Genomic DNA, 15292 nt, shown 5'->3' on the forward strand with positions numbered 1-15292 from the left:
CTGCTGCGTTTGAGCGCGAGGCCGTCACTTGCGGGCCTTCACCGGGTCCTTGACGTCCTTGATCGTCGCGAACTCGACATTGTGCAGTTCCGAGCCGACCTTCTCAGTCTTGCGGACATAGATGTTCTGGATGATGTCGCGGGTATCGGGGTCGATCTTCACCGGCCCGCGAACGCTCTCCCAGGCAGCGCCCTTCATCGCCGCGATCAGCTTGTCGCCGCTCGCATCGCCCTTGGTGGCTTCAAGGGCCTTGGCGATCAGCTTCATGCCGTCATAGCCGCCCACCGCCATGAAGTTCGGCCGCATGCCGGGGTTGGCCTTCTGGAAGGCCGCGACGAAGGCCTTGTTCGCCGGGCTGTCATGCGCCGCCGAATAATGATGCGTGGTGATCGCGCCGAGCGCGACCTCGCCGATGCCTTCCAAGATATCGTCATCGACCACGTCGCCGGGGCCGATCAGCTTGACGCCGGCCTTGTCGAGACCGCGCTCGACGAACTGCTTCATGAACTGAGCGCCGACGCCGGAGGGCACGAAGACGAAGAGCGCATCGGGCTTGGCCTCGGAGACGCGCTGGAGGAAGGGCGCGAAATCGGGGTTGCGCAGCGGCACGCGCACGCTCTCGACCGTGCCGCCCGCCGCTTTGAATTTGCCGGCGAAGGAGGTCTCGGCATCGATGCCTGGGCCGTAATCGGTGACGACCGTGAAGACCTTCTTGATGCCGTTGGCCGCAGCCCAGTCCGCCATCGGCTCGGAGGCCTGCGGCAGGGTGAAGGACGTCCGCACGATATAGGGCGAGGCTTCGGTGATCGTCGCGGTCGCCGCCGCCATCACGACCTCCGGCACCTTGGCCTGCATCGCGATCTGGGCAGTGGCCATGGCGAGCGGCGTCAGGCCGAAGCCGGCGAGCACCGAGACCTTGTCGTTGACGACCAGCTCCTGCGCGAGCCGGCGCGTCGCATCGGCATTGCCGGCATCGTCCTTGAGGATCACCTCCAGCTTGCGCCCGCCATGGCTGGCGCCTTCCTTGGCCAGGAAGAGCTTCACGGCTGCGTCGATCTGCTTGCCGGTCGAAGCGAAGGGCCCGGTCATCGGCAGGATCAGGCCGATCTTCACCGGCTCCTGCGCCAGCGCGAACCCGCTCGTCGAGGCGGCCAGCGCCAGCCCGAGCATGCCACCGAGTAACGTCCTGCGATGCGTCATCGTCGTTTCCTTCCCCTGCTGCGGCTTTCTGCGAAGCCGGTTGTTTTGGTCTCAGTCGTCGTCGCGATAGACGAGGCCCGCCTTGGCGAGGCCTTCGCGCATCCCGTACATGTCGAGCCCGAGCTCACCGGAGGCGAGGCGCCGGCGTTTCTCCTCCTCGGCCGCCTCCCGCTTGCGGCCAGCGGCAGCGACCGCTTCCGCCTCCAGCCGCGGCACCACCACGACCCCGTCATCGTCGGCGACGATCACATCGCCCGGATGGACCAGAGCCCCGGCGCAAACGACCGGCACGTTGACCGAGCCCAGCGTCGCCTTGACCGTGCCCTTGGCCGAGATCGCACGGGACCAGACGGGGAACCCCATTCCGGTCAGCACCCGTACGTCGCGCACGCCGGCATCGATGACGAGGCCGGCACCGCCGCGCGCTTTGAGCGAGGTCGCGAGCAGGTCGCCGAACATGCCGTCTGTATTGTCGGTGGTGCAGGCGACGACGAGCACGTCGCCGGGCTGCACCTGCTCGATCGCGACATGGATCATCCAGTTGTCGCCGGGCTGCGCGAGGACGGTGACGGCTCCACCCGCGATCTGCGCGCCCGGATAGATCGGCCGCATATAGGGCTTCAGCAGGCCGGTCCGGCCCATCGCCTCATGGGTCGTGGAGACGCCGAGTTCCCGGAGATCGGCCATCGCCGCGGCCGGCGCGCGCTTCTTCGTGCGAATGACGACGGGGGTCATGCCAGCACCTCCAGCGCTTCCGGGAAGAGGCGTTGATAGGCCTCGCCATAGGTCATCGCCTTGCCCGAGTTGCGGCCGCCCTGCATGCCGCGATTCAGCGCGACGCGGGTGTAGTATTCCCAGAGATGCTTCTGCGCGGCGAGGATCTCAAAAGCCTTGCGCTTCTGCTCCCAGACCTCGTCGATGTTCAGGATGACGTTCGGCTTGAAATTACACTGCTCGGGCTGGTGCGGCTCGAACAGGAAGACCGGCGACGCGGCATAGGCGCGCTCGGGATCGGGCTTGTGCCCGGCGGCCTGCGCGATGATGCGGGCCTCCTGGGCGAAGCGCGTCGCCTCCGGGTGGTCGACATTATAAGGGTCTTCCAGCGCATGGGTCAGCACGAAGCTGGGATTGAGCTCATGGAAGATGTCGATGGCGCGGTCGAGCATATCCGGCGTCGTCCGCAGCGGATAATCCCCGGCATCCATGAACTCGATCTCGGCGCCCAGCAGTTCGGCCGCGGCTTGCGCCTCCTCGCGGCGCTGCGCCTTGACGTCCTCCATGCGGACGCCCGCCTTCTTCCAGGCGAACTGGCTCTCGCCGCGCTCACCATAGGACAGGCAGAGGATCTTCACGCGCAGGCCGCGCTTGGCATGCAGGGCGATCGCGCCGCCCGCCCGCCAGACGAAATCGCCGGGATGCGCGGTGATCACCAATCCTGTCTTCTGCAGGTTCGCCATCGGGATTCAGCCCTCTCTCGTCAGCTCGTTCGGCGCGTATGGCCGCATATTGCTCGCCGGCACGAAGGCACGGCCCTCCATCAGGATGCGCGCGGTGCGCAGAAGCCCGGCGCGCTCGATCACCGGGCGTTGGGCGGTTCCGCCGACCGTCAGCGTCACCGTGAACTCGCCGGTCGGATGCTCGACCGTGAGCGTGCGCTCCCGGCTTCGCGGCATCACAGCAACCGAAGCGGCCGGCGACCCTGGCAGCACCGCTGCGGTCGCGACCGTCACGGCCGCGAAGACGCCGATCGAGGCGTGGCATTCATGCGGGATGAAGCTGCGCGTGCAGATGGCGCCGCCGGCCTGCGGCGGCGCAACGAGCGCGATCTTCGGCACCACCTTCTTCGCGACATCGCCAAGGTTCATCAGCGGCCCGGCGGCAAGCCGGATGCGGTCGATCCGTGCTTTCATCTCCCCATCCTTGTCGAGCTGATCGCGCGGCTCATAGCCGCTGCGCCCGACATCGGCGGCGCGCATCACGATCACCGGCATGCCGTTGTCGATCAGCGTGCAGGGGATGCCCTCGATCACATCGACGACGTTGCCGGTTGGCAGCAGTGAACCGCAGACCGAGCCCTCCGCATCGAGGAACCCGATATCGATCGGCGCCGAGGTGCCGGGCACGCCGTCGATGCGCGCATGGCCTTCGGTGCCCGCCTCACCATCGGGGGTGTCCATGGTGAGATCGGCGATGGTGCCGGTGTTGATGGTGCGGACGCGGACGGTCGTGCGCGCTCCACCTGCCTTCACCAGCCCCCGCGCCAGCGCGAACGGCCCTATACCGGCGAGAATATTGCCGCAATTCGGCGTCGTATCGACCTGCGCGGTCTCGATGCCGACCTGTGCGAACAGGAAATCGATATCGCAATCCGGTTCGCTCGACCGGGAGACGATCGCGACCTTGCTGGTCAAAGGATGCGCGCCGCCGAGGCCGTCGACCTGCCGCTTGTCGGGTGAGCCCATCACCGCGAGCAGGAAGGCGTCGCGTGCCGCGACCTCCGCCGGCAGGTCGTCGCGCAGGAAATAGGCGCCCTTCGAGGTGCCGCCGCGGATCAGCATGCAGGGAACGGCGAACTGGGCCATCGCTTCACTCCGCCGCCTTGATGCCGGCGCGCGCGATCACGTCGCGCCAGAGCATCAGCTCGGAGGCGATGAGCTTGCCGAAGCCATCAGGCGTCTCGGGCCGCGCGATGGCGCCATCCCGGGCCAGCGCCGCCGCGAAGTCCGGCTGCGTCAACAGTGCGTTGATCTCCGGGTTGAGCCGGTCGATAATCGGGCGCGGCGTCTTCGCCGGAGCGACCACGCCATACCACTGCACCGCCTCGAAATCGGGAAGCCCCCCTTCAGCGAGTGTCGGAAGGCCCGGTGCGAACCCGACGCGGTCCCGACTGGCGACGCCGAGCACCCTGAGCTGCCCGCCCTCGGCCAGCGGCAGCACGGCAGGGCCACCCGTCAGCGTGAACTGGACATTGCCGGCGACGAGGTCGTTCACCGAGGGCGCCGTGCCGCGATAGGGCACATGCACGGCGTCGATGCCAGCGCGATAGGTCAGGTAGGCAGTGGCGATATGGGCGGCGCTGCCCTGGCCGCCGGACGAGTAGTTCAGCTTGCCAGGATTGGCCTTGGCATAGGCGATGAACTCACCGAGCGTCTTCGCGGGTAGCTGCGGGTTGATCGCGAGGATGTTCGGCACCATCGCCACGAGCGCGACGGGCTGGAAATCCTTGACCGGATCATAGGGCACATGGGGGTACAGCGAAGGCGCGAAGGCGAGCGTGCCGATATGGCCCATCATCAGCGTATGGCCGTCGGGGTCCGACTTCGCGACCTGGCCGGCCGCGCTCATGCCGCCGGCGCCCGGCCGGTTCTCGATGACGAAGCCCTTGCCGGGGATGACCTGTTCCAGCTTGGCGGCGATCAATCGCGCCAGCACATCGGTGCTGCCGCCCGGAGTGAACGGCACGACGACGCGGATGATCTGGCTCGGCCATGCCGGCTGGGCCTGCGCCGGGACGAGGCCGGAGAAGCCCGCGCTGCCCAGGCCGGCGAGGACGGAGCGGCGATCGGGCTGCATCAGATATCTCCCTTGCGGCGCGCCCCGCGTTGCTGGGCATCGGCGACGGCGCTGGCGAGCCCCGGTGCGAGACCGGCGGCCGCAAGCATCTCGGCGGCTTCGCGCATTTCCGCTGCACGCCGGACGCCATGGGTCGCGACGCGCTCGCGCATATCGACGGAGAGCGCATGGAAATCGATCGACGGGAACGTCGCGTGCAGGCTGGCGAAGACCGGGTCCTTGACGTCCCAGGTCTCGCAGGCCGCAGCGCAGTCGACCATCAGGGCCTCCAACCCCTTAATGACGATGCTGCGGCAGAGCTTCATCGCCGAGGCCCGGCCGAACTGCTCGGAGACCGGTGTCAGATTCATGCCCAGTGCGTTGAGTACCCCGGACGCGGCCTCGGCCTTCGGGCCTCCGGCGAGGATCGAGACCTTCAGCCCCGGCTTGAGCACCGGCGCCATCACCGCCGCCTCGACATAATCAGCACCGCTGGCCGCAACCGCCTGCGCCGCGCGCTGCTTCGTGGAAGGCGCGGCCGAATTGACGTCGACGAAAATCTGCCCCGGCTTCAGCCAGCGCGCCGCCTCGGCCGCCACGGCCTCGGCACGATCTGCGGTCACCGCCGAGAAGATGAAATCCGCTTGGGCGCACGCTTCGGCCGGCGTGGCGCCGCGACCGACGCCGATCTGTAGCGCGGCGTCCTCCAGTCGCCGGCCGGCAGCGCTGTCGAACAACAGGTCATAGGCACGGATGCCGGTGGCACCATTGGCCATGAGGCCACGCGAAAACGTCTGCCCGACCTCACCGAAGCCGATGAACGCGATCGCTGCCGGTGCTGAACCAGCCATCATCACCACTCCCTGTGCGTTTCTTCCCGCAGCAAGGGTGGAGCAAGCTCATTGCCTCATCAAATGATAAGAATGCAGCGATTGAGCAATCAGATTCATCAATTGGGGCGCGCAATGCTGCGCTTGAGCGATGTGCTCAGCAATGACAGCAGGTCGCGGGCTGCGGGGCGCAAGGGAATCGTCTTGCGCGTGATGATGCCTAGCGTCCGGGTGATTGCCGGGGCGCGCAGCGGGATCGCGACCAGGCCGCCGGCGTCGACTACGTCGAGCGCGAGCTGCGGGACGATGGCGTAACCGATTCCGGAACGGACGAGGCTGACGGCGGTGACCACGCGCTGCACCTCGTAGCGCCAGGTCAGGGCCTCGCGGCGGGAGCCGAGCGCATCGTCGATCAGGATGCGGTTGCCGGTCTCGGCACTGATCCGGACGAGCGGTTCCCCCTGGAGCTGGGCCCATGTCAGCGCCGCCGCCTGGGCCAGCGGCATGTCGCGGTGGCTGACAAGCACGAAGGGTTCCTTGACCACAGGCTTGAGCTCGAGGTCCCAGCGGTTGGCGGCGACGATCGTCACGCCGAACTCGGCCTCGCCGGACTGTACCTTGTCGGCGATTTCGGAGGCCGAGTTATCGTGGACCCTGACGCCCAGCCCTGGGTGGCGTTTGGCGAAGGCGGCGATCACCGATGGCATGCAATGCGCTGCGACCGTCGGCAGGCAACCCACCGAGACTTCCGTGTCGCCCTCGCGGACATCCACCCTGACCTCGTCGATCGCCGAACCGAGGTCCTCGAAGATTCGCCGGGCGCGTGGCAGCAGGGTCGTGCCTGCCGCCGTCAGCGAGACCTGCCGCGTCGTGCGCAGGAAGAGCGGCGTGCCCAGCGATTCCTCGAGCTTGCTCACCCGATGGCTCAGCGCTGTCTGCGACAGGTTGAGATGGGAGGCGGCAGCCCGGAAGCTGCCGCGCTCGGCGATGCTGATAAAGGCCTGAAGGCCCAGAACGTCGGCGCGCATACGATTTGCTATCACGACAGCGGGACGATGCGATCCCATGGCTTAGACATTTATGCACTGCGAAGGCCCGCTTCCCGGAAGGCGCTTGATCTCCGCTTGTGGGCGCTTCTGGTCCAAAGCCGCCCCCATCCTGCGTCCCGCGAAAGTTGCAGAGCAATCCTCTTTCGCGCTTTGCGTAGTGCTTGTGTGCGGTTGTTCGATTTACCCTTTGCCGCAGGACTACTCCGGCACGAACGAGGAAGAGATCGCCAATCTCACGCGATGCCAAATAGAGCAGGCTCGGTTTGTCTGAACAGTTTGCGGGCTGTCGCTAAGTGGGTTTCCGCCTTGGTCATGCCGCGGCCGGGATTGGCAGCAGCGCGTTGAAGTAAGCCTGGTCGGGCGTCTGTCGAGCCAGCCCCTGATGAGGCCTCCGGCTGTTATAGAAGTCGAGATACCGGCCGATCGAGGCGCGGGCCTCCGACACGCTGGCATATCCCATTCATCAAAGAACAGATTTAGGCCTTTGCCTGCGAGTAGCAGGGCGAGCGAGCGGACAAGCACCTTGTCGGCGCTGTTGTGACTGAGAAAGACGTGCACGGCGCCCCACGACCCGATTCCGGCAGTTCGCCGTTCTCAGCATCGTATGCGGAAGCGGGGCGCTACACAAAAGCACGCACGCTTTTGCTACACAATCGCTTGCAAATTCCAGGCTAAGGGATTGAAAAATAACAGGAAAAAAGAATGGCGGAGACGGAGGGATTCGAACCCTCGATACCCTTGTGGGGTATGCTCATTTAGCAAACGAGTGCCTTCAGCCTCTCGGCCACGTCTCCGGCGAGAGGCTCTATGCCTGATTGCAGAGCCGTTTGACAAGCCTCGTCCGCAACTTCCTTCGCTTCGCCTGTGCATGCACGCAAAGCCGATCATAGAGCGCTCCATTGGTAATGGAGGGGCCGAAGAGACGGAGGGGTGCAGCGGCTGGATTGAAGGCTGCTGCACAGGGGCCTTGCACCGGCTCGCCTTGCTCCTCCGCCGGGCAGCCACTAGATTGATGCCGTCCGTTGGGGTGCCGAGAGGCTGAGAGGTGCGGTTCGCGCCAACCCATCGTACCTGATCCGGGTAATGCCGGCGAAGGGAACGGTCTTCGGCTCGCAGACACTTTGCTCGTGCCCCAGGCCGCTGCCTTCCCGGGAGCAGGGAAGAGCATGACGGCAGAACGCCCTCATTCCAGCCTGAACGTCGCCGTGGTCGGCGCCGGTGTCGTCGGCCTGGCCTGCGCCACCGAATTGCTGGCGCGCGGCGCCCAGGTCACCATCCATGAGCGCGGCCCGCATATCGGCGCCGAGGCCTGTTCCTGGTTCGCAGGGGGCATGCTCGCGCCCTGGTGCGAAGGCGAGAGCGCCGAGGAGCCGGTGATCCGGCTCGGGCAGCAGGCGGCCGATTGGTGGGATCGCCATGCCGGCGGCGTCAGCCGCAACGGCACGCTCGTTGTAGCGCCGAGCCGGGATCGCTCGGAATTGCGCCGCTTCGGTCAGCGCACCAGCCATTTCGAGGAGATCGACGGAGAGGCCGTCACCGTTCTGGAGCCCGATCTGGCCGGGCGTTTCTCGCGCGGGCTGTTCTTTGCGGGCGAGGGGCATCTCGACCCGCGCAAGGCGATCGCCTCCCTGGCCGAACGATTCATCGCCAACGGTGCCGCGATCCATTTCGACAGCCCGGTGGAACCGGCCGATCTCGACGCCGATCTCGTCGTCGATTGTCGCGGGCTGGCGGCGCGGGACGTCCTGCCGGAGCTGCGTGGCGTCAAGGGCGAGATGCTGCTGCTGCGCAGCGACGATATCAGCCTGTCGCGCCCGGTCCGGCTGCTGCATCCGCGCATTCCGCTCTACATCGTGCCGCGCGCGGACGGGCTCTTCATGGTCGGCGCGACGATGATCGAGAGCGGCGAGCGCCGCCGCATCTCGGCCCGCGCCATGCTCGAACTGCTTGGTGCAGCCTATGCGCTGCATCCGGCCTTTGCCGAGGCGGAGGTGGTCGAGATCGGCACCGATGCCCGCCCGGCCTTTCCCGACAACCTGCCGCGGCTGACGCGGCGCGGCCGGGTGATCCATGTCAACGGGCTCTATCGCCACGGCTTCCTGCTCAGCCCCGCCATGGCGCGGATGGCAGCCGACGCCGCGCTGAACCCGCAAGCAACACCGGAGATGCTGCATGACCTTGCTGCTTAACGGAGCCCCCCAGACCGTTGCCGCCAAGACGCTGGCCGAGGCGCTGGCTGAGCTGGGCTTCACCGGTCGCATCGTCGCGACCGCGGTGAACGGCGATTTCGTGCCGGCCCGTAAGCGCGCCGAGACGGCCCTGAGCGAGGGCGATCGCATCGAGATCGTCGCGCCGATGCAGGGAGGCTGAGATGGCGTCCTTCTATGGCTTCGAGCCGCAGAACCCCCTTTTCCTCGGCACGGCGCAGTACCCATCGCCGGCGATCCTGGCCGAGGCGGTGAAGCGTTCCGGCGCCGAGGTCGTCACCGTCTCGCTGCGCCGGGAATCGTCCGGCGGCGCCGGGCAGGCCTTCTGGGCGCTGATCCGCGAGCTCGGCGTCAAGGTGCTGCCGAACACGGCCGGCTGCCACACCGTCAAGGAAGCCGTCACCACGGCGCAGATGGCGCGGGAGGTCTTCGGTACCGACTGGATCAAGCTCGAGGTGATCGGCGAGGACGACACGCTCCAGCCGGACGTGATCGCGCTGGTCGAGGCCGCGCGAATCCTCACTGACGACGGCTTCAAGGTCTTTCCCTACACCACCGAGGACCTGGTCGTCGGCGGGCGGTTGCTCGATGCCGGCTGCGAGGTGCTGATGCCCTGGGGCGCGCCGATCGGATCGGGCAGGGGGCTCAACAACCCCTATGGCCTGCGCAGCCTGCGCCAGCATTTCCCGGATGTGCCCCTCGTCGTCGATGCGGGTATCGGCCTGCCCTCCCATGCCGCGCAGGCGATGGAGCTGGGCTATGACGGCATCCTGCTCAACACCGCCGTGGCCAAGGCTGGCGATCCCGCTGCGATGGCCGAGGCCTTCTCGCTCGCCATCCGCGCCGGCCGCCAGGCTTTCGCCGCGCAACCGATCGAGGCACGCGACATGGCGGCTCCCTCCACGCCCGTCATGGGCAAAGCCTTCCTCGCCTGAAAGATTGCTCCTGCATGAAGCTCGATCCGTTCTATCCCATCTTCGACAGCGCCGACTGGCTGGAGCGGATGCTGCCGCTCGGCGTCAAGCTGGTGCAATTGCGCGTCAAGGACCGCCCCGAGACCGAGGTCGCGCGCGAGATCGCCCGGGCGAAGGCGCTCTGCGCCGCGGCCGGCTGCGTGCTCGTCGTCAACGATTACTGGAAGCTCGCCATCGCCGAGGGCTGCGAATGGCTGCACCTCGGCCAGGAGGATCTCGACGACGCCGATCTCGGCGCGATCCGCAAGGCCGGCCTGAAGCTCGGCATCAGCAGCCATGACGAGCCCGAGCTGGAGCGCGCGCTCGCGGCCAAGCCGGACTATGTCGCGCTCGGCCCGGTCTATCCGACCATCCTGAAGCAGATGCGCTTCGGCCCGCAGGGGTTGGAGCGGCTGGGCGAATGGAAGCGCCGCGTCGGTGAGCTGCCGCTTGTCGGCATTGGCGGCATCTCGCTGGAGCGGGCGCCGGGTGTCTTCGAGGCCGGCGCCGATATCGTCGCGGCGGTGACGGACATCACCCTGAACGCCGATCCCGAGGGCCGGCTGAAGGCCTGGATCGCCGCGACGCGGAAGCACGTAGCGGCAGCCTCAACGCTGTCATCCCGGGCGTAGCGAAGCGGAGACCCGGGATCCATTCCGGAGCGCTTCCGGCGCAGGTTCAGGCATGGATCCCGGATCGGCGCGGCTGAGGCCGCTTGTCCGGGATGACCGCGAATAGTTTCGAAGGAGGAAGAAAGCCTCAGCTCTCCGCCTCGGCCGGCATCGTGTGCCCGTCGACATGGCCGAGGCTGCGCGCGGGGTCGAGCCGGTCGCGCACGCGTTGCTTCAGCACCTTCGAATCCGGGAAGCCGCCATCGGCCTTGCGGTCCCAGATCAGCTCGCCCTCGTAATGGATCTGGAAGATGCCGCCGGTGCGCGGGATCAGCGCGACCTCGCCGAGATCCTGCCCGAAGGTCGAGAGCAGCTCCTGCCCGAGCCAGGCGGAGCGCAGCATCCAGTTGCACATCGAGCAATAGGTGATGGCGATGCGGGGGGCGGGCTTGGTCTGGGTCATGATCGGTCACCGAAGCGGGAGGTCGTCTTCGACATCCCGCTTCAAGCGCCTCGATGCAAGCTCGAAAGCTGCATGGCCGATCAGCCGCTAGCTATGAGCTAAGTTTTTGTTTCAACTAAATAAAATGAAGGCCCTTACGCCTCGTCGATATAACGCCGGCGCAGATGCGCCTTGAACACGGAGGCGTCGAGCGGCCGGCCGGTGGCTTCGGTCAGCAGGTCGTCGGTCGGGAGCAGCGAGCCCTTGCCGTGGATATTGGCGCGCAGCCAGCCGACCAGGGGGCTGAAATCGCCCTTGCCGATGCCGGGCAGGATCGCGCTTTCCGCCTTGCAGGCGGCATCGAAGATCTGGGCCGCGGTCATGGCGCCCAGCGTATAGGTCGGGAAATAGCCCCAGCCGCCCGACGGCCAGTGGATGTCCTGCAGGCAGCCGAGCCGGTCGTTGGGGACCGTAACGCCGAGCAGGGATTTCATCCCGGCATTCCAGGCAGCGGGCAGTTCGGCGAGCGGCATCTCGTCGGCGATCAGGGCCTTTTCCAGCCGGTAGCGCAGGATGACATGGGCGGGGTAGGTGACCTCATCGGCATCGACGCGGATGAAACCGGGCTCGACGCGGGTGTAGCGGTGCCACATCGCTTCGCTTTCCCAGGCCGGGCCGGTGCCGCCGAAGCTCTCGCGCATCAGCGGTGCGGAATAGTTCAGGAACTGGCGGGAGCGGCAGGCCTGCATCTCCATCAGGAGCGACTGGCTCTCGTGCAGGCTCATGCCGCGCGCGGCGCCGACCGGCTGGTTGAGATAGCCCTGCGGGCGGCCCTGTTCGTAGAGCGCGTGGCCGGTCTCGTGCAGCACGCCCATCAGCGCCTTGGTGAAATCGGCTTCGTCGTAGCGCGTGGTGATGCGGACATCGTTGTCGGCGCCGCCGCAGAACGGGTGCGTCGAGATATCGAGCCGGCCGCGCTCGAAATCATAGCCGAGCGCCGCCATGAACTTGAGGCCGAGCGCCCGCTGCGTCTCGGTCGCGAACGGGCCTTCCAGCGCCGGAAGCGCCGGCCGGCGCGTCTGCACGGCAAGCGCCTCCTGAGTGAAGCCTGGCAGGAAGGCGGCGAGGTCGTCGAAGAGCGCGTCGATCTTGGCGGAACGGCCGCCCGGCTCGTAATCGTTGAGCAGGGCATCATAGGCGGAAAGCCCGAGCTTCTCGCCCTTGGCCTGGCCGATCTGGCGCTGCAGGTTCAGGACCTCGGCGAAATACGGCAGGAGACCGGCGAAATCCGCATCGGCCCGCGCCTGCCGCCAGCGCATCTCGCAGGCCGAGATCGCCTTGCTCGACGCTTCCACCAACTCGGAGGGCAAGGCGGTATCGACGGTCCAGACGCGGCGGATCTCGCGCAGGTTCGCCTTCTCCCAGGCGCCAAGGCCGCCGTCGTTATCGGCATCAGTGAGCCAGTCGCCGATACGGCTATCGGTGGAGAGGCCATGGCGCATGACCTGGAGCAGGGCCATGCTTTCGGCCCGCGTCTCGGCCGCGCCCTTCGGCATCATCACATCGTTGTCCCATTGCAGGATGCCGATGGCGTTCGACAGCGCGGCAATGCGGCCGAAATGGGCGGAGAGGTCGGAATAGGCGGTCATGCGGCTCTCGGGTCTGGGGCTGACATGAAAGGAAGGGATTCCGTCATTCCGGACAAGCGGCGTAGCCGCGCCGATCCGGAATCCATCGAAGGGCGTCGCATTCTACGATGGATTCCGGGTCTCCGCTTCGCTGCGCCCGGAATGACGGCGGTGTGACCCCCCTTACGCGAACAGCTTGGAATACTGTCTGGGCTGTGAGCGCAGATACTGGTTCGGCGCCTTGACGGTGGCGCCGAGCTGGGCCGCCGCGTGCCAGGGCCAGCGCGGGTTGTAGAGGATGCCGCGCGCCAATGCGACGAGATCGGCCTCGCCGGTGCCGATGATCGCCTCGGCCTGCTCGGCCTCGGTAATCAGGCCGACCGCCATGGTGGTGATGCCGGTCGCCTGCTTCACGGCGCGCGCGAGCGGCACCTGATAGTTGGGGCCGAGCGGAACCTTCTGCGTCGCCGAGAGCCCGCCGCCGGACATGTCGATGAAATCGGCGCCGCGCGCCTTGGCAGCTTGGGCGAAGGCGATGCTCTGCTGGATATCCCAGCCGCCCTCGACCCAGTCCGTGCCGGAAATCCGGAAGCCGACCGGATAGCCTGCCGGAACAACCGCCCGCACCGCGTCGAGGGTTTCGAGCGGGAAGCGCATGCGGTTCTCGAGCGAGCCGCCATAATCGTCCTCGCGCTTGTTCGAGAACGGCGAGAGGAACTGGTGCATCAGATAGCCATGGGCGCCATGCAGTTCGATCGCGGCGAGGCCGAGCCGCACGGCCCGCCGGGCCGAATCCGCGAAAGCCTCGATCAACCGGCCGATATCGTCGCTTGTGAGCGCGCGCGGCGGCCGCGGATAGGTCTCGAAGCCGATCTCCGAGGGCGCTTCGACCGTCCAGCCGCCCTGGTCGAGGCCGAGCTGGCCGCCGCCCTTCCAGGGCTGGGCGAGAGAGGCCTTGCGCCCGGCATGGGCGAGCTGGATCGCAATCGGCATGTCCGACCAGCGGCGGGCGGAATCCAGCGCCTTGCCGAGCGCGGCTTCGGTCTCGTCGGACCAGAGGCCGAGATCGAACGGGCTGATGCGCCCGTCCAGCTCGACGGCCGTCGCCTCGATGATCAGGAGGCCGGCGCCGGACAGCGCGAGATGACCGAGATGGATGGTGTGCCAGTCGCTAGCGCAGCCATCCTGTGCCGAATACTGGCACATCGGGGCGATGACGATGCGGTTGGCAAGCGTAAGGCTGCCGAGCTGATAGGGGCTGAAGAGCTGGCTCATGTCGGGAATGGGTCTCGAAGGGGCAGGTTTCCGGCACAGTCTAGAAGCCTTCGCGCCGGCAAGGCCAGTGGCCCTCGCGCAAACGCGATGCCCGATGCGTGCAGATGCACCTCGCGGCGCCGGCGCTCTCGATGCTAGCCTCGACGCGACCCTTCATCCTCGGAGACCGCCATGTCCGACGCTTCCGATTCCGTTCAGCTCACCCGTGACGGCGGCGTCGCCATCCTTACGCTCAACCGGCCGGCCGTGCTGAACGCCATCGACGCGCCGATGGCCGAGCGCTTTCTCGGGCAGGTGAAGGCGATCGCTTCCAGCGGCGACGTGCGTGCCATCCTGCTGCAAGGCAATGGCCGGGCCTTCTGCGCCGGCGGCGACGTCTCGCAATTCCTCGCGAGCCACGATATCGCGGCCGGCATCGAGGCGATTATGGCGCCGCTGCACGAGGCGCTGCGCCTGCTCGATTCCCTGCCGCAGCCTTCGGTCGCCTGCCTGCACGGGGCCATCGCCGGCGGCGGCTTCAGCCTCGCGCTCGCCTCCGATCTCGCCGTCGCGGCCGACGATGCGCGCTTCACCATGGCCTATGCCCGGATCGGCGCGACGCCGGATCTCGGCGGCACCTACCGGCTTGCCCGCCTCGTCGGTCAGCGGAAGGCCCGCGAGATCGCGCTTCTGGCGGAGACCTTCGGCGCGGAGGACGCGCTGAAGATCGGCCTCGTCAACCGCGTCGTGCCGGCTGCTCAGGCGCGCGACGAGGCCCTGGTGCTGGCCCGCAAGCTCGCGGCGGGACCGACCGGTGCGTATGGCCGCATCCGCACCCTCCTGACGGAAGCTCCGGATGCCGATCTCGCAGATCATCTCGACGCGGAGCGCGACGCCTTCCGCGAGACGACGGCGACTGACGATTTCCGCGAGGGCGTGACGGCCTTTCTGGAAAAGCGGTCAGCCGCTTTCACCGGCCGGTGATGGGCACGGCTGCAGCGCCAGTTCACCTTTGCGTGCGTTGCACAATCTGCTCCTGAAAATGCCGTAATCGCACATATGATAAGCAGGCTTACGGTTGGGAGGCCTGCGAATGAAACGACCCCTGCGGCGGGAACTGATGTTCCAGCTCGTCGAAACCTCGCGTCTGCTCAGGACCTATGTCGAGCAGCGCGCCCGCCAGCACGGCACGACGCGGGCGCAATGGGGCGTGATGTCCCGGCTCAGGCGGCAGGAAGGGCTGAATCAGGCCGCGCTTGCCGAGCAGATGGACCTTCAGCCGATCTCGCTTGCCCGCCTGCTCGACCGCCTGCAGAGCCAGAACCTGATCGAGCGCCGCGAAGATCCTGCCGACCGCCGCGCCTACCGCCTCTTTCTCACCCCGGAAGGCCGGGCGCTGGTCGACGATCTCGATTCGGTGCGCACCGAGATCGCTCAGGAGGTGCTTGGCGGCGTCGACGAGGTGGCGATCCTGTCGGCGCTCGAAACCTTGTCCGCGATCCGCGAACAGACCCGTACCCGATCCGAAGACAAGCCGTCGGTTTCCGCCGGCAGTGCCGCCTGAGC

The 15292-nt window shown here is 67.1% G+C and carries 16 protein-coding genes, 1 tRNA gene, 1 pseudogene and 1 riboswitch; of the genes and pseudogenes, 6 read left to right on the top strand and 12 right to left on the bottom strand.

Annotated features, from left to right (window positions below; genetic code table 11):
• Positions 1-24: 24 nt before the first annotated feature.
• The 9 genes and pseudogenes from ACWIEX_RS07135 to ACWIEX_RS07175 form a co-directional block, all read right to left on the bottom strand.
• Positions 25-1200, bottom strand: coding sequence for an ABC transporter substrate-binding protein (locus tag ACWIEX_RS07135; protein ID WP_454032392.1), 1176 nt, complete (start codon positions 1198-1200; stop codon positions 25-27).
• Between the two features lie 51 nt (positions 1201-1251).
• Positions 1252-1935, bottom strand: a complete 684-nt coding sequence (locus tag ACWIEX_RS07140) for a 4-carboxy-4-hydroxy-2-oxoadipate aldolase/oxaloacetate decarboxylase (protein WP_454032393.1) — start codon at positions 1933-1935, stop codon at positions 1252-1254.
• Positions 1932-2657, bottom strand: a complete 726-nt coding sequence (locus ACWIEX_RS07145) for a PIG-L deacetylase family protein (protein WP_454032394.1) — start codon at positions 2655-2657, stop codon at positions 1932-1934. Before ACWIEX_RS07145 ends, ACWIEX_RS07140 begins: the two co-directional genes overlap by 4 nt.
• 6 nt (positions 2658-2663) lie before the next feature.
• Complete coding sequence (locus ACWIEX_RS07150) at positions 2664-3782, bottom strand: 4-oxalomesaconate tautomerase (protein WP_454032395.1); 1119 nt, start codon at positions 3780-3782, stop codon at positions 2664-2666.
• A 4-nt stretch (positions 3783-3786) separates the two neighbouring features.
• Complete coding sequence (locus ACWIEX_RS07155; protein WP_454032396.1) at positions 3787-4773, bottom strand: Bug family tripartite tricarboxylate transporter substrate binding protein; 987 nt, start codon at positions 4771-4773, stop codon at positions 3787-3789.
• On the bottom strand, positions 4773-5606 hold the full coding sequence (locus ACWIEX_RS07160) for an NAD(P)-dependent oxidoreductase (protein WP_454032397.1): 834 nt from the start codon (positions 5604-5606) through the stop codon (positions 4773-4775). Before ACWIEX_RS07160 ends, ACWIEX_RS07155 begins: the two co-directional genes overlap by 1 nt.
• A gap of 95 nt (positions 5607-5701) precedes the next feature.
• On the bottom strand, positions 5702-6610 hold the full coding sequence (locus ACWIEX_RS07165) for a LysR family transcriptional regulator (RefSeq protein ID WP_454032398.1): 909 nt from the start codon (positions 6608-6610) through the stop codon (positions 5702-5704).
• A gap of 331 nt (positions 6611-6941) precedes the next feature.
• Positions 6942-7085: pseudogene (locus ACWIEX_RS07170) on the bottom strand (integrase core domain-containing protein); the annotation flags it as partial.
• 249 nt (positions 7086-7334) lie between these two features.
• Positions 7335-7425: transfer RNA gene (locus ACWIEX_RS07175), tRNA-Ser, on the bottom strand.
• 219 nt (positions 7426-7644) lie between these two features.
• Positions 7645-7746: riboswitch (TPP riboswitch) on the top strand.
• A gap of 78 nt (positions 7747-7824) precedes the next feature.
• Here ACWIEX_RS07175 and thiO point away from each other — a divergent pair.
• Genes thiO through ACWIEX_RS07195 form a run of 4 tightly spaced genes read left to right on the top strand, consistent with a single transcriptional unit; the run spans position 7825 to position 10423 of the window.
• Positions 7825-8820: a glycine oxidase ThiO gene (thiO, locus tag ACWIEX_RS07180; RefSeq protein ID WP_454033476.1), complete on the top strand. Its 996-nt coding sequence runs from the start codon at positions 7825-7827 to the stop codon at positions 8818-8820.
• Positions 8804-9001 (top strand): sulfur carrier protein ThiS, encoded by a 198-nt coding sequence (gene thiS / locus ACWIEX_RS07185; protein ID WP_454032399.1) that lies wholly within the window; start codon positions 8804-8806, stop codon positions 8999-9001. Before thiO ends, thiS begins: the two co-directional genes overlap by 17 nt.
• A 1-nt stretch (position 9002) precedes the next feature.
• Complete coding sequence (locus tag ACWIEX_RS07190; protein ID WP_454032400.1) at positions 9003-9773, top strand: thiazole synthase; 771 nt, start codon at positions 9003-9005, stop codon at positions 9771-9773.
• Positions 9774-9787: 14 nt separating this feature from the next.
• Positions 9788-10423: a thiamine phosphate synthase gene (locus tag ACWIEX_RS07195; protein ID WP_454032401.1), complete on the top strand. Its 636-nt coding sequence runs from the start codon at positions 9788-9790 to the stop codon at positions 10421-10423.
• A 127-nt stretch (positions 10424-10550) separates the two neighbouring features.
• Here the strand turns inward: ACWIEX_RS07195 and ACWIEX_RS07200 are convergent, their stop codons facing one another.
• The 3 genes from ACWIEX_RS07200 to ACWIEX_RS07210 all read right to left on the bottom strand — a co-directional run bounded on the left by ACWIEX_RS07200 (position 10551) and on the right by ACWIEX_RS07210 (position 13747).
• Positions 10551-10865, bottom strand: coding sequence for an Rdx family protein (locus ACWIEX_RS07200; RefSeq protein WP_454032402.1), 315 nt, complete (start codon positions 10863-10865; stop codon positions 10551-10553).
• Between the two features lie 134 nt (positions 10866-10999).
• Entirely contained in the window at positions 11000-12493 is a 1494-nt protein-coding gene (locus tag ACWIEX_RS07205) for a carboxypeptidase M32 (protein WP_454032403.1), read from the bottom strand.
• A 162-nt stretch (positions 12494-12655) separates the two neighbouring features.
• Complete coding sequence (locus ACWIEX_RS07210) at positions 12656-13747, bottom strand: NADH:flavin oxidoreductase/NADH oxidase (protein WP_454032404.1); 1092 nt, start codon at positions 13745-13747, stop codon at positions 12656-12658.
• A 171-nt stretch (positions 13748-13918) separates the two neighbouring features.
• Between ACWIEX_RS07210 and ACWIEX_RS07215 the strand changes: the two genes are divergently transcribed.
• Positions 13919-14710 carry an enoyl-CoA hydratase/isomerase family protein gene (locus ACWIEX_RS07215; protein WP_454032405.1) on the top strand — a complete coding sequence of 264 codons (792 nt, stop codon included), beginning with the start codon at positions 13919-13921 and terminating at the stop codon, positions 14708-14710.
• Between the two features lie 109 nt (positions 14711-14819).
• Entirely contained in the window at positions 14820-15290 is a 471-nt protein-coding gene (locus ACWIEX_RS07220; RefSeq protein ID WP_454032406.1) for a MarR family winged helix-turn-helix transcriptional regulator, read from the top strand.
• Positions 15291-15292: the final 2 nt, after the last annotated feature.

The organism is Allobosea sp. NPDC055353 (genome assembly GCF_053644975.1).

Bases quoted from the DNA above. Each gene is read 5' to 3' on its own strand.
- ACWIEX_RS07205 (WP_454032403.1), bottom strand. From the start codon at position 12,493: ATGACCGCCTATTCCGACCTCTCCGCCCATTTCGGCCGCATTGCCGCG.
- ACWIEX_RS07160 (WP_454032397.1), bottom strand. From the start codon at position 5,606: ATGATGGCTGGTTCAGCACCGGCAGCGATCGCGTTCATCGGCTTCGGT.
- ACWIEX_RS07140 (WP_454032393.1), bottom strand. From the start codon at position 1,935: ATGACCCCCGTCGTCATTCGCACGAAGAAGCGCGCGCCGGCCGCGGCG.
- ACWIEX_RS07210 (WP_454032404.1), bottom strand. From the start codon at position 13,747: ATGAGCCAGCTCTTCAGCCCCTATCAGCTCGGCAGCCTTACGCTTGCC.
- ACWIEX_RS07215 (WP_454032405.1), top strand. From the start codon at position 13,919: ATGTCCGACGCTTCCGATTCCGTTCAGCTCACCCGTGACGGCGGCGTC.
- ACWIEX_RS07155 (WP_454032396.1), bottom strand. From the start codon at position 4,773: ATGCAGCCCGATCGCCGCTCCGTCCTCGCCGGCCTGGGCAGCGCGGGC.
- ACWIEX_RS07165 (WP_454032398.1), bottom strand. From the start codon at position 6,610: ATGCGCGCCGACGTTCTGGGCCTTCAGGCCTTTATCAGCATCGCCGAG.
- ACWIEX_RS07190 (WP_454032400.1), top strand. From the start codon at position 9,003: ATGGCGTCCTTCTATGGCTTCGAGCCGCAGAACCCCCTTTTCCTCGGC.
- ACWIEX_RS07145 (WP_454032394.1), bottom strand. From the start codon at position 2,657: ATGGCGAACCTGCAGAAGACAGGATTGGTGATCACCGCGCATCCCGGC.
- ACWIEX_RS07200 (WP_454032402.1), bottom strand. From the start codon at position 10,865: ATGACCCAGACCAAGCCCGCCCCCCGCATCGCCATCACCTATTGCTCG.
- ACWIEX_RS07150 (WP_454032395.1), bottom strand. From the start codon at position 3,782: ATGGCCCAGTTCGCCGTTCCCTGCATGCTGATCCGCGGCGGCACCTCG.
- thiS (WP_454032399.1), top strand. From the start codon at position 8,804: ATGACCTTGCTGCTTAACGGAGCCCCCCAGACCGTTGCCGCCAAGACG.
- ACWIEX_RS07135 (WP_454032392.1), bottom strand. From the start codon at position 1,200: ATGACGCATCGCAGGACGTTACTCGGTGGCATGCTCGGGCTGGCGCTG.
- ACWIEX_RS07195 (WP_454032401.1), top strand. From the start codon at position 9,788: ATGAAGCTCGATCCGTTCTATCCCATCTTCGACAGCGCCGACTGGCTG.
- ACWIEX_RS07220 (WP_454032406.1), top strand. From the start codon at position 14,820: ATGAAACGACCCCTGCGGCGGGAACTGATGTTCCAGCTCGTCGAAACC.